Source organism: Rhodoblastus sp. (genome assembly GCF_019449565.1).
GTDB lineage: Bacteria > Pseudomonadota > Alphaproteobacteria > Rhizobiales > Beijerinckiaceae > Rhodoblastus.
In genome coordinates, this window is the sequence record NZ_JAGRPM010000067.1 from 1 (window position 1) to 26,110 (window position 26,110).

A 26,110-nucleotide genomic window follows, 5' to 3' on the forward strand; every position below is an offset into this window, starting at 1 on the left:
ACCGCCAATACGGTCGAGTTGATCCGCGACGGCCGCAAATATAACAACAAGCTGCGCGCCGCTTTCGTCGTCAACCGGCGCATCGCCAATACGGTGATCGGGCGGGATTTCGTCGCAGCGCTGGATGCTTTTCCCGATATGGCGGCCCTGCCGACGCCGCTGATGCAGCGGGTCGCCTATGTCGAAACCGCCGCCGCCGGATTGACGGTGATCGAGGGCGCGCCCCGCAGCGAGGCCAGCCGCGAAATAGGCCAACTGGCCGAACAGGTCATCCTGCGGTCAAGGGAGCTCGCCGCATGATGACGAAAGCCGTTGCCATCCGCGCCCAAAAGGGATGGCGCCAAACGTTTTTTGGCTGCGTTCGCGGCAAGTGCGGGCGAGGTTCGTAGCCTCTCGGTCCGTTCTCCGTCCCTAACCAGACCTTAGGCTTATGACCGCAATCCGCCGCCGATAGCCGTCGTCGTGTCCGTGGCCCCGCGATGCAGTCGGCTCGAAAGAGATCTTCGCCTGCCGAGCGCTCTCGTCCCCACTAAGACACTAGTGCAAATGCGAAACGCTAGTCTGCGATCCAATTAAAGCAATCGTTTCCCGCCCGCCGCAAACGGGGCAGATGACCAACTGGCCAATCGTCCGAATGGTCGTCGCCGGTGGCAAAAAATCGATCGGCAACTGCCAGCTCTCGCCGCAGAAACCGCAAGACGCGCTCAGCTCGCTCTCGCCGCGCTCCATCAATTCCGCAACGGTTAGGGCTAGGGGATCAGAGCCAAGCATCAACGGCCCCGGAGGTATTTCGTTGCGGTATCGATGACCTGGTGCCGAAACCGCTTGCGGATCGCAAAGCGAACCTGGTCCCAATGCTCAGGCGTCCGGTCGGCGTCGATAATCTTGTGAAGGCGCTGCTCAAGGGCCCGGTCCCGCGCGACGTGGTAAGCTGAGCCGCCGTGCTGTTCGATCATTGCTGTCGCATCGCTTTCGACTAGCGCTCGCGCCTGTCTTCTCTTTTCCAGCCACGCAAAAATCATCGGCGCTGATCCAGCAAGTTTTGTTCAATTCGTAATGCACAATTCTCCGGCCTTTCGCCAGTCCTCCCAAATTGCGCTCTGAGCGTCGTCGAGCTCTATTTTGCCTTGGCAAACGAGAGACGACAGACAAACCTCAATGGCGTCCTTTTCCCGGGCCTCGTCGATCGGCTCAAGGGCAAGGTTGCGTCGATCGATGACGGCACCGCCTAGCGCGAGCGGGATTTTGTGATCCAGTTCGTAATGGTTGCGGTGCTCGATGGGTTCGCCGATGGCAGCGAGCATTTCGGCCTTGATCTGCTTCATCGTCGAAACATATGGGCGGACGGTCCGCGTCCAGCCGGCCTGGCAGATCGTTTGACCTATCGTCGTTTGCGTAACATCAGGATTGAGTGGAAGCCCCTCAGCTTTTGTGGCGGGGACGGACAACGTCAAGATGGTCGTGACGCCGAGCGAAAACGCGAAGGATCTGCGAATGACGATTGACAGGGACAAGCTTAAGCTCTGTGATTGTTCGCCGGCCGCCACCTGGGCCGGATTTTGCGGAGAAAATCAATGCTTCGAAAAATCGTATTTGGGACCTTCGCTGCGGCGATCCTTCTCATCGCCGCTCCCGCCGAAGCCCGCTATGATTCGCGGTCCTATAGCGGCTTCGGATCGGGACATTGCAAACGGTCCAGCTGCTTCGCCAAGCATCCTGGCGGGGTCTATCATTACCCCTACCACTATGGCCATCGGCATTGATCATGCGCTTTCCAGTTATTGTTTTTCTCGCCGCCTGCCTCGCCCCCTCCCTCAGCTTCGCTGCCAGCCACGGCAAAAAGCCAAAGATCGATCACAAGGATTTAGTCGACGGCTACGCGCTAGCCATAGCCACAAGCGTCTTCGCTGAAAAAAACTGTCCTGATTTAAAGGCCAATATGGTCGCACTTCTCAACATGCGGATGAACGCGCAGATCCAGGACACCGAAGAGCCATACGTCGATGCGCAGCTCGCCAAACACAAGAGCATGTACACGAATGGCTTGGCGGAAGTTGGTCGGGCGAAATGGTGCGAGGACGCGGACAATCTGTTCGGGGCGAGCGGCGCCGTCGTTCGCGGCCTTGTAATGAGGCGGTAATGCCGTCGCGCAACCGCGCGCTTGAGGGGCTAAGAAAAAGCCCAACGCGCGGCTGGGCTCTCATTTGGGTGTGAGTCTTCTCGGCGTTTGGTGCCCATCAAGATGCTAAAATGTTTTAGTTTCAGCATCTTGATGGGGGTCGGAGAAGTGATCGGACACGCCATTCATTGTCCGGACTCCTTCGCCTTTGTGGAGTCGTTTTCCTTGACCATTTCCTCATAGGATTTGATGGCTTTGCGTATCATGTCGCCGAGCTTCAGCGCTGCGAACGTGGCGAGTTCCGTCGTTTGGTCGTCGATGAAATAGAGGCTAAAGCCGTTCTTGCCGATGTCGGGAAGATTGAACATCTTCCGAGTATCGGCGTTGGCCTTCGCCTTCCAGATATCGTCCAGGTAGTCCTCCAGAATGATAGACATCCACTTCATTTCGTTCAGATCGTTGTCGATCCTGTCGTAATCAATCTTGGCCATTGGCTTCGCCCTCCGCTTCGCCTTCCAGTTCCTTGATGAAATCGTCGAGTTTGCACCACATGTCGCCCAAGAGGCCTGAAATCCCCCTTTGCTGGCTGTGGTCGTTGAAGTCAGCGCCTTGAACGGCGGCGTTGATCGCATCGATCCGGCAATGAATTTCCTTGAGGACGAAAATATTTTGTTCGGTCTTGGTCAGCATTGTTTCAGCCCCGATCACAGTGCGAGAACGTCGGCGACGAGCGACCATGCGAGCTTCTCATGGTCTTCCGCCAGATCGGCGAGATCGTCGCGCTTAAAACCTTTTGGCAGACTGGACCGCAAAAGCTCAGCCTTGGCCCGCAGGCCCTCCCGCGTCGTCGCCGGGAGTGACGCCGCCAAAAGCGTTTGATCCGACTGGCGATCGTTCAAAACTGACAGGAGCGGGCTGTCCTCGTCCTTCCAGCACAAGGCCGCATATTCTTCCTCGGCCGCGATCCCGGCGCGAGCCGCCTCGATCAATTTGGCGTCGGCTTGCTCAGCCCTGGCGGCGGTCGATAGAGCGCCCAGGACGGCGGCCGCAGATCCAGCGGCAAGGAATAGGCGGCGAGAAGGCAAGCCGGTAGCGCTCGCCGAAATGGTGGTTTTCGACATGGGTTGCTCCTTGGCAACAAAAGTGCTATGTACGCAATTAAAGTGCAATATTGCCCTTCCATTGTCAACATAAAAAGTGCAACTTTATCGGATGACGATTTCAGACGCTCAAAGTCGGGCCGCTCGCGCCCTAATCGGATGGTCCCGCGAGGATCTGGCGAACGCGTCGAACGTGTCCCTCCGCACTATCGTTGATTTTGAAAGGGCCGCCCGTGAGCCGCACGCTGCCACACTCGCGGCGCTACGCCTGGCGCTCGAAGCCGCGGGCGTGGTTTTCATCGCAGAGAATGGCGAAGGGCCTGGCGTCAGGCTCAAGCGAAAATAATGTTTCTATAACGGTATAAAAATATGCCGATCACACCACCTATCCGCTTGCGAAAACTCGCCGAGTCCTTCGCGATCGAGGACGGCGCCGGTATTCAGACACTCCCTCTGCGCCACAGCTTAGGCTTCAAGCTCAATCGGCCCGCCAGATCCAACGGAGACGGCGCGTTAACGTTAACTTTCTGTCGCCTCGCCAACCCCTTGAGTTATCATTTCGTGTCAGGCATCCTGACACGATCTAAGAGGAGTAATTCCTGTCCTGGGGTCGGCAAGTGAGAGTATGTAATTCTCACGAACCAAGGACCCTGCGGCGAGACATCCCTAACTTTGGGACATGATGTCCCAAACTTGCCGACATGCTGTTGGTAAGTATTTGCGACAGAATGTCGCAAAAGCATTTGAGACAAAGTGTCTCAAAACCGAGGCCATCTGCCTCGCTGCGAACAGACCGGTTTGTTAGCGTCTTCTAACAAACGCAGGGTTACAGATTGTAAAATCATTTTACAATCGCTCCCATCGCACCGACCTTCATCGAGAATTGTTGCCGCCAGGATCCGCGAATTGAGGCCATCCGCCTCGCCGCGAACGGACTCGTTTTGTTACGTCGATGTAACAAGCTAGTTTTGTGAACGCAGTCACAAAACTACGGATCCAGCTTGGTTGCCGCGAGCGGACTTGTGAGCCCCTCGCAAAACAGTTCTGTAACGCCCCGTTACAGAACCACGGATCCAGCTTAAATCATTTAACAAGCTCCACAGACTTTCATCGAGAATTGTTGTCGACCGCATTCGCGGCCGACGCCACCTACTTGTTGGGAAATCAGTAAGCATTGCATGCGGCATAGACCGCCATATCTAACCAATATATTTTGAATAATTGCATCTATAAAAATATAAATTAGAGCAAAGCGGCCAGCTTGACTATTTTGTTATTAGCGTAATTAACCATATAGGTTATTCTATATTATTTATTTATTGACATATGCTCTTGTTTGTGCCATTATTACACGATAAACTGCATATTAGTGAGGGTAGCGCGATGCGTACTGTTGCTTATTCGAATGGCTCTGCTGCTGCACACCAATCGCTGCATGCGCTTCCATGCGGGCAGTCGCCCTTGAAAAACCCGTCAGTGTGTATTAATACACATAGGCGTTGGACGGGCCGGGAAGTGATCGCTGTCCTTCGCAAGGCTGGCTGGCGCGAGGTCCGGCAGAAAGGAAGTCACGTGCAGTTCAAGCACGCGACGAACCCGGGCCGCGTCACTGTCCCGCGCCATAACGGGGACTTGCCGATTGGTACTCTCAAGAGCATCGAGAAGCAGGCCAAGATCGAACTGAGGTGACCCTATGCGCGAATACATCGCGCTGATTCATAAAGACGCCGACAGCGATTTCGGCGTGTCTTTCCCGGATTTTCCGGGATGCGTCACCGTCGGCGCAAACCTCGATGAGGCTCGCCGCATGGCGGAAGAGGCTCTAGCCCTTCATATTGAAGGCTTGGCCGAGGATGGCGATCCCATTCCCGAACCTTCCTCGCTTGAGGCCATCATGGCTGAAGCGGAGAACCGTAAGGCTGTCGCATTCCTGGTTTCTGTCTCAGGCCACGCAGCTAAAACAGTGCGCATCAACATTACGATGCCTGAAGATCTCCTCGAGGCCATCGACACTTTTGCGACAGCGAATGGCTTTACCCGTTCCGGCTTTTTGGCGATGGCGGCAAAAAAGGCGATGGCAGCGTAATTTGCCCGGGCGAGATCCAACAGCCGCCGGATTTCAGCATGTGGACGATGCCGCTTTAGCCGCCCACTCGTCGCCCATAGGGGAATTCCCGCGGGAATTCCCTGGCGGCGTACGGCGACTTAACTCCGCCGACGCGTCGACGCTGACGACGCCGCGGCTTAATCAGCCGACACGCTCAAACGCACATAGGCGAGACACAGAAACGGCCGCCCGTACATCCGGGGCGGCCGTGAGAGCTTGCCCGCCTTGACCCTCTACCGCGCCGAGGCGGAGGGGAGCAGGGAGGCGGGCTTCTCGTTATTGGGCTGCTCTCATCGCCCTCCGAAAGGGACGCTCCCCTCCATAGGGTTACGCGCCGGCGTTGCGGTAGGCGCCGCGCCAGTCGACGCCGCCGAAGCCGAAGTCTTCCGCGACTTTCAGGCTCAGGCCATCCATTCGGAAAGGCTGATCGATAGCGAAGCGCGGACCCTCGAAGCCGGAGACATAACCCCAGACGAAGGCTGGCGCGACCGCAGGATCGGCGAACAGATACCAGGCGTTGTCGGTGATATAGGCGTCGATCTCCGGACGAAGGCTCGTCATGCCGCCGCCGTTGAACGGGTTGATGTTGCTGATCTGGGTCGCCAGCAGCGAGGTCGAAAGCAGCGTTTCGATTTCGGTCTGCTTGGCGGGACCGGCGACAATGATCGACGGATTGACGTTGAGCGGAATGCCGTCGAGCGATTTCTGCTGACGCATCGCCAGACGGCCGGCGCTGATCGACGCGACGGTGACGGCGGCGGCCGTGCCGGCGAGGTTGGCGTGACCGCCGGCGGTGGTCACAACCGTATTGTTCCAGAGGTTGCCGCCGTCCGAAAGCGCCGGGCCGCCCTTGGTGTTCGACAGGATCACGCCCCAGGCGATGGAGTTCTCGAAATCCGCGACGCGACGGCCGGCCATGCCAGTCAGATCCGCGAAGGCCGAAAGGTCGTCATTGACGAACATCTGGCGCGACAGGCCGACGATCTTGCCGTAAGTCAGCGCATAGACCTGCTCGCGGTTTTCCGAGATCGAGCCGTTGCGGAACTCGCCGCCTTCGGAAAGCTGCTCCAGCACGGGGAAATCGCCGACGCGGAGGAAGTTGTGCGCCTTGAAGTCGTTGAAGGTCTTCTTGGCCGAGAAGCTGCGATAGGACGGCTGCTGGTATTGATATTGCGCCAGCAGGAACTTATTGGCGGCGGCCGAGAGCAGCAGCGGGTAATCGGACGAGCCGAGCATCGAGCGCTGCATCAGCTCATCATAGAGGCGAACGCGTGACATGCGGTGCGCATTGGGCACGCCAGCCAGCTCCGCGCCCATCTCCAACAGGCCCATATTGGCGAATTCGCGCGAGCGCTGCTCATTGGCGATCTTAGGCGTCCCGTTCTTGCCGTTCGGCACGTAACCGAGCGCGCGCATCACGAGGCCGTCAACCATGGCCTCGCGCAATTGGGGCGACGATCTGCCAGGCGAATAAGTCATAGTCATTGGTGCGATTCCTTCGTGCGAGTCAGCAATTCACCCTTGGAGCGCGGGGCGTATACGGGCGGCTCCGATCCCAAAAAGCCCGGCAGAGTCAAAGTTGCGTCGAGCCGCAACGGCGCCCACCCGCCCTGATCGCGGCGCACACTTGTCTCGGCGTCATCGATAGGCGGGAGGTGCGGGTACTTGTGCGCCAGAGCGAGGGCTGCGGCGTCCGCCCTTGCGACCGCAGTCAGGACGTCGACGATCTGCTCGGCAAGGACCGGATATTTCTGGAGCGCAGCGCAGGCCACGTCTTTCAGTTTTTCGGCCTCGGCGCGTTCCTGTTCCATTTCCATGGTGCGCTCGGCGGCTTCGATCTCCGCCAGGCGGGCGGTCAGTTCATCCCGCAAAGCCACGGCGCGATCACGCGACCGCGTCTCGGCGCTCACCAGCGCATCGTGCCTTTCGAGGGCGGCGTCCGTCTCATAGAGCAGCACCTGCGAACGCGCGTTCGCTAGACGTTCGATCTCAGCATCGGCGCGCGCGATCTCCGCCAGGGCGGCGGCGACGGCGGAATCAACATCCGACCGTCGATCCGGCGAAGCGGCGCGCGATAGTGATTTGCGGAACAGGTCAAGTTTGAAAGTCATTTTTTCCTCCGTCACAGCGTGCGGGCTGCGCTGCGTGGTTCAGGTGCGGTTCTTGGTGGTGGGGCGCGGCTCGACCGGCGGGAGGCTGTTCAAATAGGCCTCGTAGTCGTCGGCCATGACGACGGTCTTGTTGCCGGCCTTGCGGGCGGGCAGACGGCCGGCGCGGATTTCGGTGAAGATTTTCGAGCGGCCGAGCGGCCCGAGCGCGACAAGCTCGCTGATCAAGTAGGCGGGTTTATTCATTGTGAGCGCCTCGCGTCCAAATTGTCTGATTTGGATCATAGCGCAAATCTAGAAAATTACAATATTATCAATGAGTTAACGCCATATAGTGCAAGTAAACGCCATATAATCCCAGCTAATTCCATCTATCGTCAGGACTTGTTTCTATGATTTGATTTTTCCAATATTTATTTTCCTATCGCCTGCCACTTGAGCGCGAGGGCCGCGCTGTAACGATGACCTCCGATGACGATCTAGTGGTGCATACCGAACACTTGATACCCAAAGGCGAAGGCCGCTGTCGGCGGGAAGGGGAAATCCGTGAATCCAACAAAGAAAAACCCCGCCAGAAATTGACGGGATTCATCAGCAGCGTGAGGGCGGCCGATCAGCCGCCCATTTCGTTTCATTTGGCTGCGAACAGGATGGGCGCGCGTCAGCTGCCAGTTTTTCATGCAGGGCCAAGCGAATCTTTTGCATCAGTGGAACAGCACCAAAACACCAGTTTCCGCTGAGTTGATTTTCATCAAAAGCGCCGCTGGCGCGGCTGCCGTGACCTTAGCGTCCATTATCGATCTTCTGAGACGTAATCAGCGGGAACAACATTTCGAATCAAGGCCGGGTCCAGTAGCCTGCGCTTTGATCTCCGGTTCCGATGAAGTCTTGGGGGTTGGACTCAATCACCTCTGCAGGCACGATCTTCATCGTTTCCGGCGGAGCTGACGCGGGGGCCTGACGGGAAGCTGTCGAGGCTGGCGGGATCGCTTGCGCAAGAGTCGACGTGGAGCGGGAGGCGCCGCCAATAACGAGACCAATATTCGTGGCGAGGGCCGCCGCGCCGCCGAGGATGGCGGCGAGGGCCAGCACGGTGAATTTCGAAAAGCGAATCGTCATAGCGCCTCCTATTGGCGCATCGCGCCAAGATGGTTGACTGCTGATTTTCCCAGTCACCGAGGAGATGATACGCAAATTGGAGACAATGACTGTGATCTGGTTCACAGCCCGAACACCAAGCTCTTAGGTCGCTATTTTCCGCCCGGCGCTTCCCCGCTCATGGTCGCCAACCGCTGCATTTCGTCCGCCAGGCGTTCGCGCATGTCCCGCGCGACGGAGCGAAGGAAATTGCGGACGCCAGCCTCGCCATCTTTCGCCACGGCCGCCGCGATCTCGTCCGCGCGCGCCGGCAATTGGTCAATCACCCGGTTCAAAGCCTCGGCGCATTGCGCCGCCGCTTCCGCGATATTCTCGATCGGCAGAAGCTTCCCCAGCTTTTCGTCGCGCTGCAACTTGGCGAGGTCGGCTTGATATGCGACGCGGCGCGCCTGCTCTTTCGCAAGGACGGGCGAAAAATCATCGTCTTCGCCGTCGCCCATCGGTGGAGACATGGCCTTATCCGCGACAGGAGCGGGCCCCTTGCGAGGCTTGCGCCCGTTCTGAGCGCGGATAGCGTCAACCGTCCGCTCTGCCGCCAGGTCAAACTCGGCGACGTTGACAAGCTTCTGGCCGCGCTCGCCGGTCTTCGTCGCGATGAACCCGCCTTCCTCCAGCCTCTTCACGCGACGCGAGAGCGGCCCTTTTGTAATGCCGCGCAGTCGAGCCAGGTCGGAAATATTGAGCCAAAGCCATTCGTCGTTGTCGCTCCCCTTAACCATTGCCATCGTTGCCCCGTTGCCACTGTTGCCGCTAAAAAATCCAAACCCCGACTAGCGTTTTCTCGGACTGCCGCCGCCGCGTGGCCTGGGGCGCCCTAAGAGGGACCCGCCCGATTTTCCCGCCTATCTGTCGATCTCCCTTCGCCTTCGCCATCTTCCTTGCCTTCATCGTCCCCTTCGTCATCGCCCTTCGCGTTATGCCTTCGCCCTTCGCCATGCCTTGCCATCTCCCTATGATTTACCCCCACCTTGAAAAGTGGGGTGGGGAAAGGTGGGGAAAGTGGGGGCCAAACCCTACCCCCACCACCACCTTCTATAGGGGTGTGGGGGTGGGGGTGGGGAAGGTTTCCAGCCAGAAACCAAGGTGGGGGTCATACCTTGTTCCCGACCTCGATAAATGGCTGATCTTTGCCTTTCTGGCTGGTCCGTTTGACGACGACGAGTGCGCCGCTCTTCTTCCAAATTTTGAGCATGGCGTTGATGCGCGCCTTGTCTCTCTTGTCGCTTGCGTCGAGGCGCAGGGCCTGCCCGACAGCGATTCCTACCCAGTCCTTGGCCTGGATACTGTCCCGCCACTCTCCGCCGGCAACCGTCGTTTGCACGGCGCGCAGATCGTCGATGCAAAGCCCCTCGAGCGGATCGGGCCATTTCCACGCGGTGACGACGCCCACCTCGTCGCCGTTGCCCAGGTCGACGGAAATCAACTTCAGCCAAGACGCCTTTTCCGGCGGCTTCGAAAGGTTGGATTTTGCCCCGCTGTCTAAACGCACGTGAGAGCGTCTGGCCTCGACGCCGGATTGTTCGGCCTCGCCTTCCGTCATGACGTTGAGGGTTCGGCCTGATCGCACGGCGCCGGAAAGTGATGACGCGCCCCGGCTGTCGTCAATGCTGGTCTCCGTCCCGTTGGCCTTGCGGGAATGGTGCACCAACTCAACCGCGCATTTCGTTTCGCCTGCGATCTTGCCCCAGGTCTTGGCGACGCGATCGATGGCGGGATTGTCGTTTTCCGCCACCTGATGAGACGAAACAAACGGATCGATGATGGCGACGTCGATCTTGTTCGCCAGGATGGTGGCGGTTATGTCCTCGACGACAGGAACAGCGACCACAGCGCCATTCCGGGTTTGCGTCGCGAGAATGATTTCCGTCTCGCGCCCGCTGTTGGTGAAAAGCCAGCCCTCAAAATCTTCGGGCTTCAGGCCGTAGTGAATAGCCGCCGCCATGACGCGCCGGTCTATTTCGTCCTGCGGGTCTTCGCCGTTCCACAGCCAGACCCGGCAACGTTCGCACGGCTCAATCCCGAGCAATGCTTTGCCACTCGCCATCGCCAAGGCCTCGACGATGGACAGGGAGGACTTGCCCACGCCACCGGGCGCGACTGTCATGGAAACATACTCCCGGATATAATGGCGGCCATAGAGCCATTGTCGGCGCGGAATTGCCTCTGGCTCGATCCATCGGAAAGGCTTGGCGACGATGCGCGCAGGGCGGCTCACCCCGTGCGGCGCCGCCGGCTCGCCTAGCGGTTCATACCCTTCATCGAAGTCGACCACGCCGGCGCGCCGCGGCGCCGCCTTGTAGTTCTCGACGCGGACAACGCGGCTGTCTTCCGGATGCGGAGGCGGATAGTTCATGCCGTCCTCCGTTTCGCCTGCAGCGCGTCGTTCATGTCGCCGCCGATTTCCGGCGTGACGACGAGGACCTCGCGCCCCGCTTCGCCCCATCTCGCCGCAAGCTTTTCGATCTCCCTGGCGTTTGCGCCGTTGTCGTCCGTTTCCGCGAAGACGGTCACGCTGTTGATGCAGGCGAGCAGTGGGAAGGCTCCAATCGCCCCGGCGCTGCCAACCGCCCAGGCCGGCTTAAATCCGAGCTGGCGGCCGGCCATGCAGGTCTCGACGCCTTCGCCGATATGAATGCCGTAGATCGGCGCGGCATGGTCATCCAGCATGACAGCGGCGCCGCCGACCGGGCCTTTGAACTTGCGGCCGATCTTGCGCCCCTCACGGTCGAGGTAGATCCGGGTGATTGCCTGCGGTTCGCCGGTGTGGACATTGCAGAACAAGCCGACAAGGGCGTTGATTCTGACATTCCAGCGCAATACCTCGCCGGCGAGATCGTCGGCCAGTTCAAGCCACCGGCTGTTGAGATAGCGCTCGGCAAGCGTTCCGCGAGGATCGACGCTCGCGCGCCAGATCGCCAAGGCTTCGGCCTTCCCTGTCTCTTTGTCGGAACAGACATTGCTCGCCAAAGCTGGCGAGCGAACGGGCTGAAAACGCGGCTCGTTGGATTTTTTCCAGCCGTTCGGGTCAAGGCCGAGTTTCGCCCTGATATAGTCCCGGCAGTCCCGGAAATCGTCACCGGCATGGCTGAAGCAGATGAAGCCGTCCGGCGATGTCGGCGACAGCCGGACTGTCATGCTGCGGTCGCGCGGGCTATGGCCGGGGCCGGGCGCGATGACCTGACCGCTGGCGATTTCGCCGCCGAGAGCGGCGGCAATGGCGCGGAGGTCCATCAAGGGCGTTTCCCCCGGGCATGAGCGCGCGCAAGCTGTGCATCGAACAGCATGACGCGGCGGTAGTGGACCTTGGAATACAAGCCAGTGCGGAGCACCTCGCCGAGGTCGCGGAGCCGGTCCCGTTCGAGCGGCCCAAGATCCTCGGCCGCAAGAATCACCTTCATCCACGCCAGGCGCTCTTGGTGCGTGAGAGCGGCCCAGGTCAGAGCAGGGGAAATCTGCGGCGCGCGCGAAACGGCCGGGATTTTGCTTTTCGCGATCGACGCGGCCAGATCATGAAGATCGAGCCCATCGCTTTGAAGGGCCGTGCGGATCGCCCGCACGGTTGCAAGGACTTCGCCATCGGCATCGGTGGCCAGCCGAGGAATCAACTTCGAAAGGCGGTCGGCAAGCTTGGGGGTCATTTCGCGCCCCCCGTCTTGTCGATCAGCCGAACGCCATCGGCGATCCACTCGCGAGCCGCCGCCAGAGCGTCAGCCCGCGAAAATCCCGACCAGACGATCGTCGCGCCATCCTTGTCGTGAAAATCGAGCCAGAACGTGCGGCGTCCGCAATTTTCGCCGCCCCGGATGATGCCGCAATCAAGAACCAGGTGCTCGCCGGGCTGCGGAAAGGGAAGGATATTATTCAGCCGCATCGGCGCGCCCCCCATGCAGGAGGTCGAGCACGGCGCCGACGATGCCGGAAGGCTCGCCATGGCCGTCGCGCGTCACGGCGCTGCGGATGGCTTCAGCCGGGACGCCATGCTGGAGCGCGATCGACAAACAGACGGCGGCGTCGCGAGCGTCAGCCGCACTCTGCGATTGAGCTTTCACGCATTCGAGGAAGACTTCGGCCAGGTCGCCATTTTCGAAATGACCGAAGCCGGCGGTGTAGGCGAGGCCGCGAAACTCGAATTCGATGATTTCATGGGCGCGACGATTGGGGAGACTATGCCGATTCATGACCGCACCTCGCGCGGTCCGAGCCCGGCAAGGGCGGCGATGGTCGCGGCAACCTCCGGCGCGACGCCGTAGCGGCGACGAAGAAATTGCAAAACGAGATTTGGGGGGCTATTCTCCGGATCGATCGTCGCAATGATCAAATTCCGGACCCGGTTCGCGCCTGCCAGCGCTGCCGGGTTCTTCATGTCTTGTGTCATTACGCAGCGACCTCCACGCGAGGGCGCGCGCGATTGACCGGGGCCGTGAGACGCGATTCCGCCCAGTGGTCGAGGCCTTCAATCGGGTAGAGAGGGACGCGTCCGTAATACTGCATTTCGGGGCCGGAGCCTTCCGACGCGTATTTGGCCAAGCTACTCTTGGTGCAAAAGCCATATCGACTTTTCAAGTATTCAGCCGCAGCGTCGCGGCGAAGAAATTTTCCGGGGGCGCTCATTTCGCGCCCCCGTTCAGCAGAGCTTCCGCCGCTTCGACCGGGATCAAGCGGCGACCGGCGATAAGCACCGTCCGCAACTTGCCTTTTGCTTGAAGCTTGTAAACCGTGCTGCGACTGACGCCGTAGGCCGCGCAAAATTCGCTCACGCGGTAGGCGCGGCGTTCAATGGATTTGTCAAGAGATTGAGGGGTCATCTGCCATGCGTCCCTTATGGGTTGCGATGGCGTATAGGTGAGCGCGGATTTATGCCTATGTCAGCAATCGTATAGGGCAACTCTTCTACAATTGCCCTACATGGGGGCAATACTACCAGTTTTGCCCTTCTTTATATCGCTCAGCCAGCTTTTGATTGTACTTTTTGTCGGCCAAACCGAATCTGGTTTGTCTTTCTCCTCCGACACTCCCAAACGGCGCAAAATACCCGGCCGGATGAATCCAGCAAACTCTTCGCTTACCGCGAATCTGCGTTTGGTCTCTATGGCTTTGATTTCTTGCTCAACAACAATAAGACAGCGATCTTTTTCTTTTGTTTTTGCCGCGCGCGCCCCTGCGGCCCTGGCGTCGCGCTCGGACTTTTTTGCAATCGCTTCTGCTCGATTGACTATTGTCGCATCGCCAGCAATCGCACCAATAACGAGGGCGTCTCGGATGGCGTCGAGAAACACCACACGGTCAACTTTGTGGTGCGCGTCTTCCTGAAAAATTGCGGGACGCAATGCCCACACAAGCTGACGATAGGCGCTATGTAATTCGGCCTTTTCCTCCGGTTCCAAGTGGTCATATTTCAGTAGCGCATGGCTCGCGATTTCTTGGAAAAGCTGCATAAGCCCGTCACGATATTTCCGCTCTTCAATAAGCTCATTGCCTGTTGGCGAATACCCAGTCGAGAATTTTGACGACGGAATGGGAATATCAGCAAGAGTTTCGAGAATTGGTTTATTTGTTGGCGTCGAAGGCGCCTCAAATTCATGATCGGATTTACTCATTGCGCGCATCCGCCAGCATCGGAGAAACACGCGGAAACCGGGCGATGCGTCCCGGCTTGTCGGATGGCCGTCCTATCCGCGCGATTGGAATTATGCACGCTGTTGCGCCAACTTCACAATATTCGAGCCGCCTTTTGGCTCGCAATAATTCGCCCATGCTGTCATTAGCTCGCGCCGCTTTTCGAGTGCGTCGGATCGTCGATAAGCCTGCTCGGCCGCGTCGCCCACGACATGGGCGAGCGCCGCTTCGGCGATTTCGCGCGGGAAATGAGTTTCATTGCCGGCCCAATCACGAAAAGCGGAACGCATCCCGTGGACAGTGGCGCCCTTCATCCCCATGCGCGCTAATACTTTTTGCATGGCGATATGGCTGAGCTGACCGCCTCTCGGGCTTTCGAAAACAACATCGCCGGTCTTCACCTCGATGAGCCTATTAAGAATTGCAACGGCACGAGAAGAGAGCGGAACCCGGTGTTCGCGCGCGGCTTTCATGCGTTGGGGGGGAATGGTCCAGACGTTGGCTTCCAGGTTAATTTCATCCCATTTCGCTCCGAATATCTCACCGGAGCGACCGGCCGTCAGAATGGCGAATTCGAGAGCGCGCGCCGCTATGTTCTCATTCTCGCGCAATCGAGTCATGAAAGCCGGAATGTCGGCGTAAGGCATTGCCCCATGATGGCCGCGCGCCAGTTTCGTCCGCTTCGGCAGCAAATGGGCCAGATGTCCGCGCCAACGCGCCGGGTTTTCACCATCTCGAAGTCCCTTTGCCTTGCCGGCATCGAGGACAGCTTCAATACGCTGGCGAAGCCTTGATGCGGATTCAGGCTTGTCCGCCCAAATCGGCTTGAGGACGCTCAAAACAGCCTCTGTGTCGATTTCGTCGATCGGCTTTGGCCGGAGCGCTGCTGCTGCTTCGACCAGCGATGAGCGCCATTGATCCGAATGTCTGGCGCTTCGCCATTCGGAGGACTTGGCCGCGATTAACTCGTCGGCGACTTCCCCAAAGGTCCGTTTCGCCTGTTCCGCGCGCCGCTCTTCCCGCCGGACGTGAATAGGATTTCGACCAGAGCGTAAAATACGGCGCGCTTCGTCCCTGGCGTCGCGGGCATCGCTTAGGCTGATTCCGTCATCGTAGGATCCGAGACCCATTTCGGGCCGCTTGCCCTTCCAAGAGAATCTGAAAACCCAGGAGCGTGAAAGGTTAGCCGATACGCACAGATAGAGGCCGCGCCCATCGCAATACTCGCCAGGCTCCGCCGTCGCGACCTTTCGCGCTGTCAATGTTCCGGCCACCCGCTTAGTCCCCCAGCTGGTCCCCCAAATTTATGCGGATTATAGCGAATAAGGACGAACAACGAAAGACAGCATGATGCGCAATACCCTAGAAAAAAAGGGATATCTCGGACGACAACGATCAGGGGCGATCAATAGGTGGGCGGACTACCTCTCCCACCATTTCGGTTTTGTTCCGAAACAAGCCTTTGAAATTGAATGCCCTTTTTGAGGGGGCGGGCGCGCCGATCTTATCGGACGACAGGCGTTTTTAAGTGCTGCCAAGCGGGACTGAACGGCCGGCGCCAAAGTTCAAGCGGACGAGCGTTCCGCCGCCGTTGGCCGCGCTGATTTCGACGTTGCCGCCATGGGCTTCCATGATCGCGAGGACGATGGCCAAGCCGAGTCCCGAGCCTTCATTGCCACTCTGGTTGACGCGATAGAAGCGCTCCGTGACCTTGGCGCGCCGGTCTTCCGGAATGCCGGCCCCGTGGTCGCGCACGGTGTAGCAGGGGCCCGGTCCGCTGAAGATCTCGACAGCGGCGCCCGCCGGGCTATGGGCCAGGCCGTTTTCGATGACGTTTCGCAGCGCCCGACCAATCGCGTCGCTGTGCCCGCGAATCTCGGGCGCGCCGGTGTCGTGAAAGACCAGCGATCGCCCGCGCGTGATCGCCAGGGGCGTGAGATCGGCCACGACATCGCGGGCGACGGCGGTCAGTGGGACAAGCGCCCGTCCGTCGATTTCGAGGGCTGTCGCCTGGGCCATATCGAGCATTTGATCGACAAGCCGCTTCATGCCGTGGGCGTCTTTCAACAGTTTTGATTTGACGTCGCCGTCCGGCAGCTTCCCGATGCTGAGCAGCATGATCGCGAGTGGTGTCCGCAATTCATGCGCGGCATTGCCGGCGAATTCGCGTAGGGCGCGGACCGAGCGTTCGATGCGCGCGAGCATCCGATTGACTGCGGCGACCAGGGCCTGCGCCTCGCGCGTTGACGTCGCGGCATCGATACGCGTGGAGATCTGCGCCGGATCGATTTGATTGATTGCGTCGATCACGGTTCGCAAGGGTTTGAGGGTGCTGCGCACCGCGCTGATGTTGAAAAAAACGAACATCACCGACAACAGGATCACTGGAAAGATCACGTGAAAGGCGACTTCATCATAAAGGACCGGAATGAAAGGCCGAAACCCGGTTCCGGAGATCGCAACACTGATCCAATAGGGTTGACCCTTGACCATTACGCGCCGGGTCCCTGACAGGAGAAAGTGATCGTCCCATTCTTCGCGTTGAGTCCGGATCACCAGAAACGACGCCGGCGCCTCCTCGCCGAACGTCAAATTGCCATTGTCAAATCGCCCGATGATAGCGCCGCTGCGATCATGGATATGGAAAGCGCGCCGCGCGCCCGCGAAAAGCGGATGGTGGAGTTCCTCCGGTATGGCGCCGCCATCGGCGCGAATCCGCGGGATATCCGCGGCGATCTTGCTGGCCTCGGCCGTTACGAGAAGCTGGTCGAGTTCATTGGTGTTATTGACATACATGGAGATCACGGCAAGCAGCTGGATCAGCATGAAGGCCAGGCCGACGAGGGCGAGGCGTCGCGACAGGGTGAGGACGAGACTCGGGGCGGGAGGCGTTTTCGCGTCAGAGCCGCTCTTTCCCGGATCAGACATGGTCGGCGGCCTGTTTCCCCGTCAGCATATAGCCGATCCCGTGAGCGGTGTGGACGATGACGTCGGCCTGTGCGCTGGACAGGCTTCGGCGCAGGCGCGAGACTGCGGCTTCGAGCGCGTTTGGCGTCACCGGCGCCTCCAAGGAATAGAGCGCCTCTTCAAGGCTTTCCTTGGCGACGACATGGCCCGCCCGGCGCATCAGGCGCTCCAGGAGATCGCGCTCACGCGGCGACAGGCGGATCGGTTTGCCGGCGACCCGAACTTCGCGCCCCGCGCTGTCGAACTCCAGATTGGCCAGTTTGAGCGTGACGCCGAGACAGGCTCCGGGCCGCCGCAGCAGCGCGCGGCACCGGGCCGCCAGCTCGGACAGTTCGAAAGGCTTCACCAAATAATCGTCGGCGCCCGAATCGAGACCGGTGACGCGGTCGCCGAGTCCGTCTCGGGCGGTGATCACCAGGACAGGGGTGGCGGCGCGCCGCCGGAGGTTCCGGATGAAATCGACGCCATCGCCGTCCGGCATGCCAAGGTCGAGCAGGATAAGATCGTAATTGACCGATCTGGCGGCGTCGTCCGCGTCCGCGAGCGTGCCAAAATGGTCGAGTGTGAAGCCTTCGGCGGTCAGTCCTTCCATGATAAGGGCTGCGAGCCTCTCATTGTCTTCCGCCAGCAGAATTCGCATGGACGACATCCATTTCAAAGGGGGCGCGCTTGAGCCGGGCTACGCCAACGTCCTTGGCAAAGAACCGGCTGAGCCCGCCGCGCGCGGGCGAGGCCTCGAAAACAAGCGCCCACATTATCATCATCCCGAAGATAAATTCGTCTCGATGAAACGGCGCCTCGCGAGGGCGTGGGACGCAGCGGCGGGGCTTGGTCTGTTGACGGCCAGCAGAGGCAGACAAGCCATTTCGCTTGAGGCTTTCGGGCGCAGGTCCGGCCGCAAGGACTCCAGAAAATTTCTCCCAAATCATAGCAGTTCCCATGTCGCCCGACGAGTACGCGCGACAAGTTCGCCGATAATTGAACCTGCGGCCGCGCGCTGACGAAGTCCTGACGGTCTTGCGGATGAGCTGCATTCGTCAGGACATCGTCAGGCCGTCCCATCATCATGCTTCCACACCCGCGATCCTGAACCGTTAGCGGGGGGACTGAACAGCATCATCACCGGGAGCGCGCCGTCTCGCTTGGCCTGAGCTCCAAGGCTGATCTGTCGAAATCTGGAGATCGTAACTTGTGGGGCAAACTCTTGATCGTGACCGCCATGCTCGGGGCGCCGGCGACTTCCGCAGCCGCCTTCCCGACCGAAAAATTCGCATTCGTCAGCGCAGGGGAAGCCGGGATTCGGAGCGAAAAAGCAAGCTATTGCGAGGACACGCGTTATCTCTGCCGGCAGAAGGTAGGCCGATGGAGCATCAGCTATTCCTCGCATTGGCAGCAATGCCAGATCAGCTACAACCAATGCTTGAGGCGCTAAGTCCTCTGCCTTGCGTCGACGTGTTGCTCCTGTCGCATCGCGCATCCAGACAATACGTCCCCTGACCAAGTCCCGCCGCGGGCGCCTCCCACGACAGAGCAGGTGAGCGCGACGAAGCTGTCGACGAACGGCAGGACGCCACACAAAGGCTCTTCCTCAATCATGCCGGCGAGATCGCGCCCCGAATGCCGCTTTAGCCTGCGCTGGAGCGAAGGGCGCCGGCTAACAATTCCATTCTGATTCCTGTCGAGGAGAACGACATTTGTCCCAGAGGCGTCCCCGATGATCGCCCTTCATTCGCGCTGGCTGCGGAACGTCGTGCTGGCGGCCGTGTCCCTGTTCGTCGGTTGCGCGTCCGCCAGGGCGGGAAACGAACTCGCATTGACCCCCGAACAGATCAGTAGCCTGGCTATTGACGTGGGGGATGTCCGCGTCGCGACGAAGAGGATTGTCACGACGCTGCCCGCCACCATTGTCCCGCCCGTCAACACGCGCATCGCGATCACCGCGCCGTTCTCCGGAACGGTGCTGACGGCGCAAGTGCTGCCCGGTCAATCCATTCGCGCGGGCGATGTTCTGGTCACCTTGGCGAGCCGAGATCTTTTCGAAACCGTCATACGCCTCAAGCAGGCCGAAGCCGATCTTCAGGCCGCCGAAGTCCTCGCGCGCCGCCAGCGCGAATTGTTCCAGAAAAACCTCGTCTCGTTGAACAAGGTCGGCGAAGCCGAGGCGCAGGTCGAAAAGATCAATGCCACGGTCAATGAAAGCCGGCGGCTGCTGACGATGGGGAACATCAAGATCAACGCGGATGGAAGCTACGCTTTGACGGCCCCAAAAGACGGCCGCATTGTCGAAGTGAAGGCGACGCCAGGCGCGGCGCTACAGGCGATGGACGCTGCGTTGGTTATCGACACCAGCCGCGAGCTTTGGCTCCAGGCGCAATTGCCCGCGCGAATGGTTGGGACGGTCGCGGTTGGCGACAGCGTCGAGCTCCAGAATGGCGGCTCCGGCAAGGTGATCTCGGTCGGAATTTCGCTGGATCCGCTCACGCGTTCTACCACCCTGGTGGCGGAAATCCCGGCAAGCCCGCTTTATCTCGCTGGACAGGCGACGTCGATCGCGATCGTCAAGTCGCCAGCGCGCGACGAATTCGAGATATCCGCCGAAGCGATCGCGTGGATCGGCGGAACGGCTCACGTCTTCGTCCAGACGGCCGGAGGCTTCACGCCCGTGCCGGTCACGGTCCGGGGCACAACCGCCGCCATTGCGACGATTGAGGGTGATTTGCGGCCGGGACAGAAACTCGCCGTCAGCGGTCTGGCGCAGCTCGAAAAAATCATGGGCGGAGAGTGAGCATGTTGCGCCGTCTCGTCGAGTTCTCGCTGTCGCAGCGTCTGTTCACCTTGCTGGTCGCTGGCCTCCTCGCCGGCCTCGGCTTTTACGCATTTCTGCGGATTCCGATCGACGCCTTTCCAAACATCGCCCAGGTCCAGGTCAAGTTGATCCTGAAGGCGCCCGGCATGACGCCGGAGGAAGTTGAAACGCGGGTCGTCACCCCGCTCGAAATGGAGATGCTGGGCATTCCCGGCAAAACCATTCTCCGCTCGTCGGCGAAATATGCGATCGCCGATCTGACGATCGATTTCCGCGACGGGACCGATATATATTGGGCGCGTCAGCAGGTTTCCGAACGGCTCGCCGCAATTCGAGGCGACCTGCCGGCGAATGTCTCCGGGGGTCTCGCGCCGATTTCGACGCCGCTTTCGGATGTGTTCATGTTCACCGTCGAGGGCGACGCCCTTTCGCTCGAAGAACGGCGCACCCTTCTCGACTGGACGATTCGCCCGGCGCTGCGCACCATTCCCGGCGTGGCCGACGTGAACGCCCTCGGAGGTTCTGTCCGCACGTTCGAAGTCATTCCCGATTCCCGGCTTCTCGCCGGCGCGGGCCTCGGCGTCGCCGATTTGATCGAAACCATTGCCGCGAACAATCGCAATGACGGCGCCGGGCGCCTGAGCGACGGCGAAAAAGCGCTGGTGGTGCGCGCGGAGGGAGCGATCCAGGCGCCACAGGATCTGGAACAGATCGTGTTGAAATCGGAGGCCGGCAAAATCCTGCGCGTCGCCGATGTGGCGAATGTGCGCATCGGCGCCCTGACGCGCTATGGCGCGGTCACCCAAAATGGCGCGGGCGAGGCGGTCCAGGGACTGGTGATTGGTCTGCGCGGCGCCGACGCCAGCGCCATCGTCAAGGAGGTGCGCGAGCGGCTGACGGAGCTCCAAAAGGGCTTTCCGCCGGGCGTTTCGGTCCATGTCTTCTATGACCGAGCCGATCTGATCCAGAAGGCCGTCGGAACGGTGAAAAAAGCTCTCATCGAAGCCACGATTCTGGTCGTGATTCTTCTTCTGCTGTTCCTCGGTGATTTGCGCGCCGCCATCGTTGTCGCGCTCACTTTGCCGTTGGCCGCGCTGGTGACCTTCCTCATCATGCAGGGATTCGGCATGTCGGCGAATCTGATGAGTCTCGGCGGCCTCGCCATCGCCATCGGCCTGATCGTCGACGCCGCCGTCGTCGTGGTCGAAAACAACGTCGAGCGTCTCGGTCGCTCCGGCGACAGCCGAACGCCGCGCCTCCACCACATCTATCAATCGGCGGCGGAAGTGGCGACTCCGGTCGCCGCCGGCATTCTCATCATCTGCCTCGTCTTCCTGCCTTTGCTTTCGCTGGAGGGCCTTGAAGGCAAAATGTTCGCGCCGGTCGCGCTCACGATCATCTTCGCCTTGAGCAGCTCGCTGTTGCTGTCGCTCACCTTGATTCCGGTCCTGTCCTCGATGGCCATGAAGGTCGAGGGGCATCACGAACCGTGGCTCATGCGCGTGATCGCGCCGATCTACAGGACAGTGCTCGACTTCTCGCTCCGACGCCCGCTTCCGGTCATTTTCGTCGCCGTCGCAGGGCTTGTCGCCGCCGTGCTGGCCTATGGGGCTGTCGGCAAAGCCTTCATGCCGACGATGGACGAGGGATCGATCATCATGCAGACGACCAAGCTGCCGTCGATCAATCTTGCCCATAGCGTCGAACTCGACCTTTTGCTGCAACGACGACTTCTCGAAACGGTCCCCGAGGTCGAACGGATTGTCACCCGCGTCGGCGCCGACGAACTCGGGCTCGATCCGATGGGCCTCAACGAGGCCGATAATTTCCTCGTCCTCAAGCCAAGGGACCAATGGCGCGTTCCAGACAAGGAATTGCTGCTCGAACAATTGCGCAACGTCATGGCCGCTTATCCCGGGGTCGAATTCGCCTTCACTCAGCCGATCGAAATGCGCACGTCCGAAATGCTGACGGGATCGCGCGGCAATCTCGCTGTGAAGATTTTCGGCCCGGATCTCGAAACGCTTTCGTCGCTCGCGGGCCGCATCAAATCGGCTATTTCGAAGGTCCAAGGCGCCGCGGAGGTGATGACGCCCTCGGCGGGAACAGTCGATTATTTTCAAATCAAGCTCGACCGCATGGCGCTGGGGCGCGCCAAATTGGCTGAAAATCGGATTCAGGACGAATTGCGCGCGCTGCTCGAAGGCGCTCCGGCCGGTCTGGTCATCGAGCCGGGCCGCCGAACCGACATTGTCGTGCGCGGACCGCAACAGATGCGCGAATCACCAGAAGCGTTCGGCAATATGCAACTGGCTTCCGGCGACGGCGGCTTGATCCGCGGCAATGATGTCGCCCAACTCGCGCGAACGGCCGGCGTCGTGAAGATCGATCGCGAGGACGGCTCCCGCTTTTCGATCGTGCAAGCCTATGTCAGCGGCCGCGATCTCGTCGGCTTCGTCGCCGACGCCCAGAAGGCTGTCGCAGATCAGGTTCCCCTTCCTCCTGGTTACCGGCTGGTCTGGGGCGGCGAATTCGAAAACCAGCAACGCGCGGCGACCCGCCTGGCGATTGTCGTTCCGATCGCGCTTGGTCTCATCTTCGTCGTGCTTTTCGCGACTCTCGGCTCCATCAAGCAGGCTTTGCTGATCCTGGCGAATGTGCCCTTCGCCCTCGTCGGCGGCCTTATCGCGCTCTGGCTGTCGGGACAATATCTTTCGGTGCCGGCCTCTGTGGGATTCATTGCGCTGCTGGGTATCGCCGTGCTGAACGGCCTGGTTCTCGTGAGCTATTTCAATCAGCTGATGGATGCGGGGGCGCCGATCGAGGTCGCGGTCTTCGACGGCGCTCTGCGGCGGCTGCGCCCCGTGCTGATGACAGCGAGCATCGCCGCGCTCGGGCTCGTGCCGTTGTTGTTCGCTTCGGGCCCGGGCTCCGAAATTCAAAAGCCGCTGGCCATCGTCGTCATTGGGGGGTTGATCACGTCGACCCTGCTGACGCTGGTGCTGCTTCCCATCACCTTCAGGCGTTTCGGGCAACGAGATGACGCCGCCCGGCGCAAATCGCGGAAACCGCAATGGATTCTGAACTCTGTAAACTGACGCTCGTCTATCCGGAAGCGGCGGACGATTTGATCCTCGACTTCCTGCTCGCCTCGCACCCGCCCCTGTCGGGATTCACAAGCCTGCGCGCCGAAGGCCATGGCGCCGGTTTCGAGGGCGCAACGACGCGTGAAATGGTTCGCGGCCGGGTCGAGCGCCGGCTCCTGTTCGTAGTTCTCAGCCGCGCCCGCCTACAAAATTTGCTTGCCGAATTACATGAGCGAATCTCCGTTCCCAACTTGGCCTATTGGGTTGAGCCTGTCGAAAGCTTTGGACTGTTCAAGTGACCTCCAGCGGAACGAACGCAGGGATCTCCCCGTGACGAGCCTCGAGCGCGCAGATCCTTTCGCCGGTCTCGCGGCCAGCCTGGCGGGCGGCGCCAGCTGCCGGCAGGAATTCGTTGATAGTCAAGTCAGGACGGCGGCGCGGGCGGATTGAGCGTCAAAGTGATCCACCCGTTCCAGCCTTCAGCGCGGTTCTGCGCCCCAAATTCCTTGTAGACCTTGAAGTTGAGAGACCCCTGCCATTCATCGACCGGGAAATTATAGGTCACTTGTGGTCCAACGCCGAAAATCTGCGACGCCACGCATCCGATCGTATCGCCGACCCCGCTGTCGCAACTGATCTGTCTAAAGGCATAGCCGACCGCGCCTACCGACACTTTGTCGTTGAAGGCATAGGAGCCGGCCCAATCGAAATGCATGTCGATCCCGTCCTGATATTTGGACTGAGGGTCGATGAAATTATAGGTAAAACCCAAAACCCCGGAAAATTCCCAGCCCCTCTTCTGGTTGTAATAGGTATAGCCGCCGCCGCCATCGACCGCCCAATGGCCGGCGCCGATATTGGGAAGCCGGTTCGGATTGAATTGGCCGGCGGGCATGTTGACGCTCGCATAGGCTATAAAATTATGAACACCAGACGACCATTTCAGCGTCGCCTCGGGCGCAATGTCGCCGAGACCGGAAATGGCCTCATCTCTGGTCCCGAATTGCGCGAAAGGCGCCTTGCCGGAGGGGAGGGTGGTCACGCCCAGCCATTTTCCGCTCAAGGTTGCTTGGGTGACGCCGGCCTGGACAGTGACGCCCAGCGCCAATTGCGCGCCCAGCACCGGCTCCCGAAAGGTGTAGGTCGGCGTGATATAGTCTTGGTTCGACTGGTTGTATTGCCTGGCGAATGGCGTCGCCATCGCATTTGCAGGCAGAAGGCCGAGAACCGGATCTTGAGCGAAAGTCGCGGCGCCAGCCTGTCTGGTGTTGGAATGGATGTGGAACGCCGTCACCGACCAACCGGGCGAGGTGGGAACCGCCGCCATGCTGCCGAACGATCCCGGCGTCCAGAAGCTGGTGCCGCCCTCGTCGGCGTAGGCGACGCCCGAAACGCCGACGACTATCATCAGCGCCGCAGTTCCCCACTTTCCGGCGTGTTCGGCTCGATTGTGAACCCCAGAAATCATCATGCTCATAGACGGCTCGTGCGGCATTGCCCATCGTCAGGACATTTGGCGCGGAAAGGCGCTTTATCTAGCAGAAAATCAGCCTCGTCCCGGGGCGAATGTTATGCGGCGAGTTCGCGGTGAAGCAAGCGCCGCTGTTCGATGGCCTGCCTCGTCCGGGATGACATTCTCATTTTTTCCCGCCTGTAGAGTTCCGACCGTCACACAGCCGGGTCGGTCAAGCTGGCGTCCGGTAAGAGCGTCACCATTTCGACTGGGGGAAGCCGTTCATCGTAAATCTCCGCACAGAAGTGCAGCAGGCCCGTGTAACCGGGGTACCACCCTTGATGCAAGGGTTGGTCGATAACTCTGATCGTCTTATGCCCCCGCCTATGACTTTGGGCGTCTCTATGAGAGGCGCTGCCAGGATTAGTGTTACTGTTGTGAGCCATACAGCGACCATAGATGGAGATGGTATACTTGAGTATCCCGTCGTAGCTTTGGCAGGGGACGTGTTATACTATCGACAGCAAGCTGTCGCAGCTTCTTCGGAACATCAACTATCACTGATTGCGCGAGCATACCGGACATATCTTCAAGTGTGTATCTCACTCGTGGACGCGTTTTTGGGGCATGCAACGTTTGTTCTTGCTGAGATCAACTCCGAAATTACGACGACCGAGGATTTCCGGAAGATTCAAAGCACAGCGCCATTCGACGACCGCATCGAGGCTTGGTGCAGGCTTTGCGCGCATCCGCCCGAGTCGTTTCGTCAAACCAAAAACTGGTCAGATTTGAGCAAGTTGAGACAACAGCGAAATCGGTATGTCCATCCTGCTGAGTCGACCTATTCGCTCGGCATCGATGAAATTGTAAATGTTCTAAACCAATGTCGTGATGTGGTCCGCGGAACACTGGAGTATTTAAGAAATATTGCTAGCTTAGACCCTTATTTTTCTTACGTCAAAAAAATAAAAACAGCGCCATTAATCAAGAAGGTCACGTGAAAGGATTGAAAACGGCGCCAGTGATTTCCTCAAAACTCATTCTTGCTTAGCGCCTCCGAAAAAGGGAGGCTTTGCGCACCGTGCAGAAATTAAGAATTGTGCAAAGCGGTTTTGAGGCGGAAGCCTGTGAGGTTTTGAGACCGCCAGGAGGCATCCCTAAAATAAATGAGCATGCGCCTCTTGGGATGATGATCACGGTTCCCGGCTAAAAGGGGCCTGCGCCCACAAATGTGAGTACTGACTTGTTCCGCAACAGTCATTCGGCGCCAGCAAGCGCCTCAAGCATCCAGCGCGCGTCGCGCAACATCCTTGTTCGCGTCGTTTTTGCGTGTTTTGAGCTTCTCGCGAAAGGACGGGGCGTCGACCTTACGTGCGTGGCGCCGGCTTTCTCCCATATGGCTCAATCCTTGCTGGTATTCCCGCAACAGGAGCTTAGAGCCATGCTTGAGATCGTGTCCCAATTGGTGGTGTAGCTGACGGTGGGCTCCGTCGTTTTCCAGGCCGAGCCGGGACGTGTCAGGCGGCCGCGACTGGCAGGCTGACGAGTGGATCATCGCTCAAGGGCGCCATTGTCTCAAGCGTCATGTAG

Annotated in this window: 32 protein-coding genes and 1 pseudogene; 11 read left to right on the top strand and 22 right to left on the bottom strand. The window is 59.6% G+C overall.

Features of this window, described 5'->3' with window-relative positions:
* Positions 1–300 (top strand): annotated as a pseudogene (locus QZ409_RS15565) (cobyrinic acid a,c-diamide synthase); the annotation flags it as partial.
* A 470-nt stretch (positions 301–770) separates the two neighbouring features.
* Here QZ409_RS15565 and QZ409_RS15570 read toward each other — a convergent pair.
* Complete coding sequence (locus tag QZ409_RS15570) at positions 771–956, bottom strand: hypothetical protein (protein WP_296713133.1); 186 nt, start codon at positions 954–956, stop codon at positions 771–773.
* A 90-nt stretch (positions 957–1,046) separates the two neighbouring features.
* The gene (locus QZ409_RS15575; protein ID WP_296713135.1) at positions 1,047–1,514 is read right to left on the bottom strand and encodes a hypothetical protein; all 468 of its coding nucleotides are present in this window, start codon (positions 1,512–1,514) and stop codon (positions 1,047–1,049) included.
* Between the two features lie 60 nt (positions 1,515–1,574).
* Here QZ409_RS15575 and QZ409_RS15580 point away from each other — a divergent pair, with 60 nt between their 5' ends.
* Together QZ409_RS15580 and QZ409_RS15585 are read left to right on the top strand one after the other, a co-directional pair.
* Positions 1,575–1,763 (top strand): hypothetical protein, encoded by a 189-nt coding sequence (locus tag QZ409_RS15580; protein ID WP_296713136.1) that lies wholly within the window; start codon positions 1,575–1,577, stop codon positions 1,761–1,763.
* Positions 1,760–2,140: a hypothetical protein gene (locus QZ409_RS15585; RefSeq protein ID WP_296713137.1), complete on the top strand. Its 381-nt coding sequence runs from the start codon at positions 1,760–1,762 to the stop codon at positions 2,138–2,140. The genes QZ409_RS15580 and QZ409_RS15585 overlap by 4 nt, the downstream gene beginning before the upstream one ends.
* A gap of 164 nt (positions 2,141–2,304) precedes the next feature.
* Here the strand turns inward: QZ409_RS15585 and QZ409_RS15590 are convergent, their stop codons facing one another.
* The 3 genes from QZ409_RS15590 to QZ409_RS15600 are packed head-to-tail and all read right to left on the bottom strand — an operon-like array spanning position 2,305 to position 3,240.
* On the bottom strand, positions 2,305–2,610 hold the full coding sequence (locus QZ409_RS15590; RefSeq protein WP_296713139.1) for a hypothetical protein: 306 nt from the start codon (positions 2,608–2,610) through the stop codon (positions 2,305–2,307).
* Positions 2,597–2,809: a hypothetical protein gene (locus tag QZ409_RS15595; RefSeq protein WP_296713140.1), complete on the bottom strand. Its 213-nt coding sequence runs from the start codon at positions 2,807–2,809 to the stop codon at positions 2,597–2,599. The genes QZ409_RS15590 and QZ409_RS15595 overlap by 14 nt, the downstream gene beginning before the upstream one ends.
* 14 nt (positions 2,810–2,823) lie before the next feature.
* On the bottom strand, positions 2,824–3,240 hold the full coding sequence (locus QZ409_RS15600) for a hypothetical protein (protein WP_296713141.1): 417 nt from the start codon (positions 3,238–3,240) through the stop codon (positions 2,824–2,826).
* A gap of 91 nt (positions 3,241–3,331) precedes the next feature.
* On the opposite strand from QZ409_RS15600, the gene QZ409_RS15605 reads away from it, so the two are divergent.
* The 3 genes from QZ409_RS15605 to QZ409_RS15615 all read left to right on the top strand — a co-directional run bounded on the left by QZ409_RS15605 (position 3,332) and on the right by QZ409_RS15615 (position 5,305).
* Positions 3,332–3,565 (top strand): helix-turn-helix transcriptional regulator, encoded by a 234-nt coding sequence (locus QZ409_RS15605; RefSeq protein WP_296713142.1) that lies wholly within the window; start codon positions 3,332–3,334, stop codon positions 3,563–3,565.
* A gap of 1,136 nt (positions 3,566–4,701) precedes the next feature.
* Positions 4,702–4,908, top strand: a complete 207-nt coding sequence (locus tag QZ409_RS15610) for a type II toxin-antitoxin system HicA family toxin (RefSeq protein WP_296713189.1) — start codon at positions 4,702–4,704, stop codon at positions 4,906–4,908.
* 4 nt (positions 4,909–4,912) lie between these two features.
* Positions 4,913–5,305, top strand: coding sequence for a type II toxin-antitoxin system HicB family antitoxin (locus QZ409_RS15615; protein WP_296713143.1), 393 nt, complete (start codon positions 4,913–4,915; stop codon positions 5,303–5,305).
* 348 nt (positions 5,306–5,653) lie between these two features.
* Here QZ409_RS15615 and QZ409_RS15620 read toward each other — a convergent pair whose 3' ends face one another.
* The 3 genes from QZ409_RS15620 to QZ409_RS15630 are packed head-to-tail and all read right to left on the bottom strand — an operon-like array spanning position 5,654 to position 7,680.
* Positions 5,654–6,811 (bottom strand): hypothetical protein, encoded by a 1,158-nt coding sequence (locus tag QZ409_RS15620; protein ID WP_296713145.1) that lies wholly within the window; start codon positions 6,809–6,811, stop codon positions 5,654–5,656.
* On the bottom strand, positions 6,808–7,437 hold the full coding sequence (locus QZ409_RS15625) for a hypothetical protein (protein WP_296713146.1): 630 nt from the start codon (positions 7,435–7,437) through the stop codon (positions 6,808–6,810). The genes QZ409_RS15620 and QZ409_RS15625 overlap by 4 nt, the downstream gene beginning before the upstream one ends.
* A 39-nt stretch (positions 7,438–7,476) precedes the next feature.
* Positions 7,477–7,680: a DNA-binding protein gene (locus tag QZ409_RS15630; protein WP_296713147.1), complete on the bottom strand. Its 204-nt coding sequence runs from the start codon at positions 7,678–7,680 to the stop codon at positions 7,477–7,479.
* Between the two features lie 215 nt (positions 7,681–7,895).
* On the opposite strand from QZ409_RS15630, the gene QZ409_RS15635 reads away from it, so the two are divergent.
* On the top strand, positions 7,896–8,174 hold the full coding sequence (locus tag QZ409_RS15635; protein WP_296713148.1) for a hypothetical protein: 279 nt from the start codon (positions 7,896–7,898) through the stop codon (positions 8,172–8,174).
* A 97-nt stretch (positions 8,175–8,271) separates the two neighbouring features.
* On the opposite strand, the gene QZ409_RS15640 is transcribed toward QZ409_RS15635, so the two are convergent.
* From QZ409_RS15640 to QZ409_RS15700, 13 genes are all read right to left on the bottom strand, one after another.
* A complete protein-coding gene (locus QZ409_RS15640; protein WP_296713149.1) occupies positions 8,272–8,553 on the bottom strand; it encodes a hypothetical protein in 282 nt (93 codons plus the stop codon).
* Between the two features lie 131 nt (positions 8,554–8,684).
* A complete protein-coding gene (locus QZ409_RS15645; protein ID WP_296713150.1) occupies positions 8,685–9,311 on the bottom strand; it encodes a winged helix-turn-helix domain-containing protein in 627 nt (208 codons plus the stop codon).
* A gap of 371 nt (positions 9,312–9,682) precedes the next feature.
* Entirely contained in the window at positions 9,683–10,864 is a 1,182-nt protein-coding gene (locus tag QZ409_RS15650) for an AAA family ATPase (protein WP_296713153.1), read from the bottom strand.
* Between the two features lie 77 nt (positions 10,865–10,941).
* Complete coding sequence (locus QZ409_RS15655; protein ID WP_296713190.1) at positions 10,942–11,823, bottom strand: toprim domain-containing protein; 882 nt, start codon at positions 11,821–11,823, stop codon at positions 10,942–10,944.
* Positions 11,823–12,230, bottom strand: coding sequence for a hypothetical protein (locus QZ409_RS15660; RefSeq protein ID WP_296713155.1), 408 nt, complete (start codon positions 12,228–12,230; stop codon positions 11,823–11,825). Before QZ409_RS15660 ends, QZ409_RS15655 begins: the two co-directional genes overlap by 1 nt.
* Positions 12,227–12,463 (bottom strand): hypothetical protein, encoded by a 237-nt coding sequence (locus tag QZ409_RS15665; RefSeq protein ID WP_296713158.1) that lies wholly within the window; start codon positions 12,461–12,463, stop codon positions 12,227–12,229. The genes QZ409_RS15660 and QZ409_RS15665 overlap by 4 nt, the downstream gene beginning before the upstream one ends.
* Entirely contained in the window at positions 12,450–12,770 is a 321-nt protein-coding gene (locus QZ409_RS15670; protein ID WP_296713171.1) for a hypothetical protein, read from the bottom strand. The genes QZ409_RS15665 and QZ409_RS15670 overlap by 14 nt, the downstream gene beginning before the upstream one ends.
* The gene (locus QZ409_RS15675; RefSeq protein ID WP_296713173.1) at positions 12,767–12,967 is read right to left on the bottom strand and encodes a hypothetical protein; all 201 of its coding nucleotides are present in this window, start codon (positions 12,965–12,967) and stop codon (positions 12,767–12,769) included. Before QZ409_RS15675 ends, QZ409_RS15670 begins: the two co-directional genes overlap by 4 nt.
* Positions 12,968–13,199: 232 nt before the next feature.
* Positions 13,200–13,397: a helix-turn-helix domain-containing protein gene (locus QZ409_RS15680; protein ID WP_296713175.1), complete on the bottom strand. Its 198-nt coding sequence runs from the start codon at positions 13,395–13,397 to the stop codon at positions 13,200–13,202.
* Between the two features lie 96 nt (positions 13,398–13,493).
* Positions 13,494–14,189: a hypothetical protein gene (locus QZ409_RS15685; protein WP_296713177.1), complete on the bottom strand. Its 696-nt coding sequence runs from the start codon at positions 14,187–14,189 to the stop codon at positions 13,494–13,496.
* Between the two features lie 90 nt (positions 14,190–14,279).
* Positions 14,280–15,482 carry a site-specific integrase gene (locus QZ409_RS15690; RefSeq protein ID WP_296713178.1) on the bottom strand — a complete coding sequence of 401 codons (1,203 nt, stop codon included), beginning with the start codon at positions 15,480–15,482 and terminating at the stop codon, positions 14,280–14,282.
* 250 nt (positions 15,483–15,732) lie between these two features.
* On the bottom strand, positions 15,733–17,136 hold the full coding sequence (locus QZ409_RS15695) for a HAMP domain-containing sensor histidine kinase (RefSeq protein ID WP_296713179.1): 1,404 nt from the start codon (positions 17,134–17,136) through the stop codon (positions 15,733–15,735).
* Complete coding sequence (locus QZ409_RS15700) at positions 17,129–17,815, bottom strand: response regulator transcription factor (RefSeq protein ID WP_296713180.1); 687 nt, start codon at positions 17,813–17,815, stop codon at positions 17,129–17,131. The genes QZ409_RS15695 and QZ409_RS15700 overlap by 8 nt, the downstream gene beginning before the upstream one ends.
* A gap of 1,074 nt (positions 17,816–18,889) precedes the next feature.
* Here QZ409_RS15700 and QZ409_RS15705 point away from each other — a divergent pair.
* From QZ409_RS15705 to QZ409_RS15715, 3 genes are read left to right on the top strand one after another with little or no spacing between them, the layout of a single operon-like run.
* A complete protein-coding gene (locus QZ409_RS15705) occupies positions 18,890–19,960 on the top strand; it encodes an HlyD family efflux transporter periplasmic adaptor subunit (protein ID WP_296713182.1) in 1,071 nt (356 codons plus the stop codon).
* A gap of 2 nt (positions 19,961–19,962) precedes the next feature.
* Positions 19,963–23,079, top strand: coding sequence for a CusA/CzcA family heavy metal efflux RND transporter (locus QZ409_RS15710; RefSeq protein ID WP_296713183.1), 3,117 nt, complete (start codon positions 19,963–19,965; stop codon positions 23,077–23,079).
* Complete coding sequence (locus QZ409_RS15715; protein ID WP_296713184.1) at positions 23,055–23,366, top strand: DUF3240 family protein; 312 nt, start codon at positions 23,055–23,057, stop codon at positions 23,364–23,366. Before QZ409_RS15710 ends, QZ409_RS15715 begins: the two co-directional genes overlap by 25 nt.
* Before the next feature lie 125 nt (positions 23,367–23,491).
* On the opposite strand, the gene QZ409_RS15720 is transcribed toward QZ409_RS15715, so the two are convergent.
* Positions 23,492–24,475 (bottom strand): transporter, encoded by a 984-nt coding sequence (locus tag QZ409_RS15720; RefSeq protein WP_296713186.1) that lies wholly within the window; start codon positions 24,473–24,475, stop codon positions 23,492–23,494.
* Positions 24,476–25,140: 665 nt separating this feature from the next.
* On the opposite strand from QZ409_RS15720, the gene QZ409_RS15725 reads away from it, so the two are divergent.
* On the top strand, positions 25,141–25,521 hold the full coding sequence (locus QZ409_RS15725; protein ID WP_296713187.1) for a hypothetical protein: 381 nt from the start codon (positions 25,141–25,143) through the stop codon (positions 25,519–25,521).
* Positions 25,522–26,110: the final 589 nt, after the last annotated feature.

Excerpts from the sequence above, each read along its gene's own strand:
- QZ409_RS15570 (WP_296713133.1), bottom strand. The coding sequence starts at position 956 with ATGATCGAACAGCACGGCGGCTCAGCTTACCACGTCGCGCGGGACCGG.
- QZ409_RS15580 (WP_296713136.1), top strand. The coding sequence starts at position 1,575 with ATGCTTCGAAAAATCGTATTTGGGACCTTCGCTGCGGCGATCCTTCTC.
- QZ409_RS15590 (WP_296713139.1), bottom strand. The coding sequence starts at position 2,610 with ATGGCCAAGATTGATTACGACAGGATCGACAACGATCTGAACGAAATG.
- QZ409_RS15595 (WP_296713140.1), bottom strand. The coding sequence starts at position 2,809 with ATGCTGACCAAGACCGAACAAAATATTTTCGTCCTCAAGGAAATTCAT.
- QZ409_RS15600 (WP_296713141.1), bottom strand. The coding sequence starts at position 3,240 with ATGTCGAAAACCACCATTTCGGCGAGCGCTACCGGCTTGCCTTCTCGC.
- QZ409_RS15605 (WP_296713142.1), top strand. The coding sequence starts at position 3,332 with ATGACGATTTCAGACGCTCAAAGTCGGGCCGCTCGCGCCCTAATCGGA.
- QZ409_RS15615 (WP_296713143.1), top strand. The coding sequence starts at position 4,913 with ATGCGCGAATACATCGCGCTGATTCATAAAGACGCCGACAGCGATTTC.
- QZ409_RS15620 (WP_296713145.1), bottom strand. The coding sequence starts at position 6,811 with ATGACTATGACTTATTCGCCTGGCAGATCGTCGCCCCAATTGCGCGAG.
- QZ409_RS15625 (WP_296713146.1), bottom strand. The coding sequence starts at position 7,437 with ATGACTTTCAAACTTGACCTGTTCCGCAAATCACTATCGCGCGCCGCT.
- QZ409_RS15630 (WP_296713147.1), bottom strand. The coding sequence starts at position 7,680 with ATGAATAAACCCGCCTACTTGATCAGCGAGCTTGTCGCGCTCGGGCCG.
- QZ409_RS15635 (WP_296713148.1), top strand. The coding sequence starts at position 7,896 with ATGACCTCCGATGACGATCTAGTGGTGCATACCGAACACTTGATACCC.
- QZ409_RS15640 (WP_296713149.1), bottom strand. The coding sequence starts at position 8,553 with ATGACGATTCGCTTTTCGAAATTCACCGTGCTGGCCCTCGCCGCCATC.
- QZ409_RS15645 (WP_296713150.1), bottom strand. The coding sequence starts at position 9,311 with ATGGTTAAGGGGAGCGACAACGACGAATGGCTTTGGCTCAATATTTCC.
- QZ409_RS15655 (WP_296713190.1), bottom strand. The coding sequence starts at position 11,823 with ATGGACCTCCGCGCCATTGCCGCCGCTCTCGGCGGCGAAATCGCCAGC.
- QZ409_RS15660 (WP_296713155.1), bottom strand. The coding sequence starts at position 12,230 with ATGACCCCCAAGCTTGCCGACCGCCTTTCGAAGTTGATTCCTCGGCTG.
- QZ409_RS15665 (WP_296713158.1), bottom strand. The coding sequence starts at position 12,463 with ATGCGGCTGAATAATATCCTTCCCTTTCCGCAGCCCGGCGAGCACCTG.
- QZ409_RS15670 (WP_296713171.1), bottom strand. The coding sequence starts at position 12,770 with ATGAATCGGCATAGTCTCCCCAATCGTCGCGCCCATGAAATCATCGAA.
- QZ409_RS15675 (WP_296713173.1), bottom strand. The coding sequence starts at position 12,967 with ATGACACAAGACATGAAGAACCCGGCAGCGCTGGCAGGCGCGAACCGG.
- QZ409_RS15680 (WP_296713175.1), bottom strand. The coding sequence starts at position 13,397 with ATGACCCCTCAATCTCTTGACAAATCCATTGAACGCCGCGCCTACCGC.
- QZ409_RS15685 (WP_296713177.1), bottom strand. The coding sequence starts at position 14,189 with ATGAGTAAATCCGATCATGAATTTGAGGCGCCTTCGACGCCAACAAAT.
- QZ409_RS15695 (WP_296713179.1), bottom strand. The coding sequence starts at position 17,136 with ATGTCTGATCCGGGAAAGAGCGGCTCTGACGCGAAAACGCCTCCCGCC.
- QZ409_RS15700 (WP_296713180.1), bottom strand. The coding sequence starts at position 17,815 with ATGCGAATTCTGCTGGCGGAAGACAATGAGAGGCTCGCAGCCCTTATC.
- QZ409_RS15705 (WP_296713182.1), top strand. The coding sequence starts at position 18,890 with ATGATCGCCCTTCATTCGCGCTGGCTGCGGAACGTCGTGCTGGCGGCC.
- QZ409_RS15710 (WP_296713183.1), top strand. The coding sequence starts at position 19,963 with ATGTTGCGCCGTCTCGTCGAGTTCTCGCTGTCGCAGCGTCTGTTCACC.
- QZ409_RS15715 (WP_296713184.1), top strand. The coding sequence starts at position 23,055 with ATGGATTCTGAACTCTGTAAACTGACGCTCGTCTATCCGGAAGCGGCG.
- QZ409_RS15720 (WP_296713186.1), bottom strand. The coding sequence starts at position 24,475 with ATGATAGTCGTCGGCGTTTCGGGCGTCGCCTACGCCGACGAGGGCGGC.